Origin of the sequence: Dapis hubbardiae BLCC-M172 (assembly GCF_050016015.1) — a bacterium.
In the GTDB taxonomy this organism is placed as follows: domain Bacteria; phylum Cyanobacteriota; class Cyanobacteriia; order Cyanobacteriales; family Microcoleaceae; genus Trichodesmium.
Window position 1 is genome coordinate 1 of the sequence record NZ_JBNHEQ010000072.1, and the last position, 2,998, is coordinate 2,998.

General features: G+C 39.7%; 2 protein-coding genes. Both read left to right on the plus strand.

The window, feature by feature from the left end; genetic code table 11:
* The first annotated feature begins 466 nt into the window (after positions 1 to 466).
* On the plus strand, positions 467 to 1,993 hold the full coding sequence (locus ACP6PK_RS07495; protein WP_426559081.1) for a glycoside hydrolase family 10-like protein: 1,527 nt from the start codon (positions 467 to 469) through the stop codon (positions 1,991 to 1,993).
* Positions 1,994 to 2,207: 214 nt separating this feature from the next.
* Positions 2,208 to 2,897, plus strand: a complete 690-nt coding sequence (locus ACP6PK_RS07500; RefSeq protein WP_426559082.1) for a Uma2 family endonuclease — start codon at positions 2,208 to 2,210, stop codon at positions 2,895 to 2,897.
* Positions 2,898 to 2,998 lie beyond the last annotated feature (101 nt).

Here is a 2,998-nt window from a genome sequence, read left to right on the forward strand (position 1 = left end):
ATTGAGAAATTATCTGACTTTTTCTAGGGAAGATTCTTACTTGTCAACCTCCAGTAAAATCTTTTATGGCGATATACGCAATAGTCGTTAAAGTTCTGTTCGGCAAAGAAGAGAATTGAGAAATTATCTGACTTTTTCTAGGGAAGATTCTTACTTGTCAACCTCCACTAAAATCTTTTATGGCGATATACGCAATAGTTGTTAAATTTCTGTTCGGGTAAATTATCTTATGTTCAAATAAGTTCAAATAATTAGTTATTATCAGAGCTAGTAGGAAGGTAGGGGTTTGGTCTCCAAACCGTGACACGTTATATCAATTTCCACTCATGTCTATTACCAACCTTCACAAATATTATAAGTATTTAACCGAACATAATATTACTACTGACTAAACCTACAAAAAAATCATTGAACCGTATGAAGTTAAGTATCAGGTAGAATGAGGTTAAATTACCACTATCCAAAAATGAACTTAGTCAACAAACTATTAGCTAAAATCCCCAAAAACATCCACTTTCGACCCAAACATCTCCTCTGGAGTTGCCTCATAATATTAGGACTAACCCTGACTCAAATCTCTAGCTACTTACCCACAGCCACTGCTCAACAAGCATCCTTCTTTTCCCCCAGAGAATTTCGTGGAGTATGGGTAGCATCCGTCGCCAACATTGACTGGCCTTCTCAACGAGGTCTACCCGTCGCCCAACAAAAAGCAGAATTACTCAACATCCTCAACCGGATGCAAGAACTAAACCTCAACGCTTTAGTCTTGCAAGTTCGACCAACCGGAGATGCCTTATATGACTCTCCTATTGAGCCTTGGAGTGGCTGGTTAACCGGGCAACAGGGAACACCACCCCAGCCATATTATGACCCCTTAGCATTTGCGATCGCCGAAAGTCATAAACGCAACATCGAACTTCATGCTTGGTTTAACCCATACCGTGCCCAACTAAGTCCTAATGATGGTTCCTTTGCTGCTAATCACATGGCGACCAAATATCCCCAATATGCTTATAGATACGGCAAAAATATTTGGATGGACCCAGGAGCGCAAGTCATTCAAGACCAAACTTACAATACTATTATAGATGTGGTGCGCCGTTATGATGTTGATGCCATTCACTTCGATGACTATTTTTATCCCTATCCTCAAGCAGGACAAGAATTTCCCGACTACCAAACCTACAATAGTTACAAAGCATCTGGCGGCACTCTTTCTCTATCTAACTGGCGACGACAGAATGTGAATAATATGGTGCAACGTCTTTATCAAGGTATTCACGCTGAGAAACCTTATGTCAAATTTGGCATTAGTCCGTTCGGCATTTATCGTCCAGGAAACCCCCCAGGTATTGTTGGTTTCGATCAATATGAAGGTTTATATGCTGACGTGAAGTTATGGATGGAGAAGGGTTGGCTAGATTATTTGGCACCTCAACTTTATTGGCGCATCGACCCACCTCAACAGAGTTATCCAGTGTTGTTAAATTGGTGGTTGCAACAAAACCCCCAACGTCGTCATATTTATGCTGGAAACTATTTAAGTCAGTTACAAGTTTCTGGTTGGTCAGTATCTGAGTTTGAGAGACAAGTTGCTCTTTCTCGTCAGAGAGCAAGTCAACTTTCTTTAGGAAATATCTTTTTTAGTATGAAGATGTTTCGAGATAATGTGTCGGGTGTAAATAATGTATTCAAAAGTTCAGTTTATCCAACTCCAGCATTACCTCCAGCGATGCCGTGGTTAGATAACCAACCTCCCGCAACACCTACAGGAGTACAGGTTAATTCTGATGTTATTAGTTGGAGTGCTGATAATACTGGAGATGTTCGCTCTTGGGCGTTGTATCAGCAAAATGGTAATCAATGGGCGCTGTTGCAAGTATTAAATTCTGCTACTAATGCGGTGAGAGTTACGCCAGGAACTTATGCTTTGCGGGCAGTCGATCGCTTGGCAAATGAAAGTTCAGAAGAAGTGGTAACAGTGCAGTAATGAAGTCAGAAGTTAGAAGTCAGAAGTCAGAAGTTGTTTTTAGGAGATTTTGAACAACCCTCCAAAAACGTTTCGCCTTAAAAAGTAGAGACGTTGTATAACAAAAATGCGTTTCATGTCACGCAGTGAAACATCCCTACAGGGTTATCATTATTATAGGGGTTTGGAGACCAAACCCCTACACTCTTTTCCCTCAAATTAGTTTAAACAAAATATGATCAAACAACTAACTACTGATACTAAATCAGAAATTATTTACCCTGATAGCGACGGTCAACTAATGGCAGATAATACCAAACAATTTCGGTGGATAGTTACTATTAAAGAAAACCTAGAAATATTATTTGCTGAAGTAGCGGATATTTTCGTTGCCGGAGATTTTCTGTGGTATCCCATGGAAGGAAATAACAAAATTCGCCAAGCACCTGATGTGATGGTTGTTTTTGGTAGACCAAAAGGAGATAGGGGTTCATATAAACAGTGGGAAGAAAATAATATTGCTCCCCAAGTTATATTTGAAATTTTGTCACCAGGCAACCGCCCCCAGGAAATGACTAGAAAATTACTTTTTTATCAACAATATGGAGTTGAAGAATATTATATCTATGACCCCGATGAAAATGATTTTGTCGGTTCAACTAGAGTAGGGAATAGTTTAGAAGCAATTCCAGAAATTAATGGTTGGGTAAGTCCGCGTCTAGGTATTCGCTTTGAACTTACAGCAGAGACCCTAGAAATATATCGACCAGATGGAAACAAGTTTCTCACCCCTGTAGAATTATATCGACTCCGGGAACAAGAAAAACAACGTGCAGAGCAAATACAACAACAATTAGACCAGGAAAAACAACGCGCAGACAGACTAGCAGAAATGCTTAGGCAAAAAGGAATTAACCCGGATTAAAATTCTTGGTAGGGGTTTGCTCTCCAAACCCTCTACTAATGGTCTCCAAACCCTCTACTAATATTGTTGGTAGTCTTACATAGTAATGGTATACAGGAATA

Coding starts and splice junctions, on each gene's coding strand:
- ACP6PK_RS07500 (WP_426559082.1), top strand. CDS start 2,208: ATGATCAAACAACTAACTACTGATACTAAATCAGAAATTATTTACCCT.
- ACP6PK_RS07495 (WP_426559081.1), top strand. CDS start 467: ATGAACTTAGTCAACAAACTATTAGCTAAAATCCCCAAAAACATCCAC.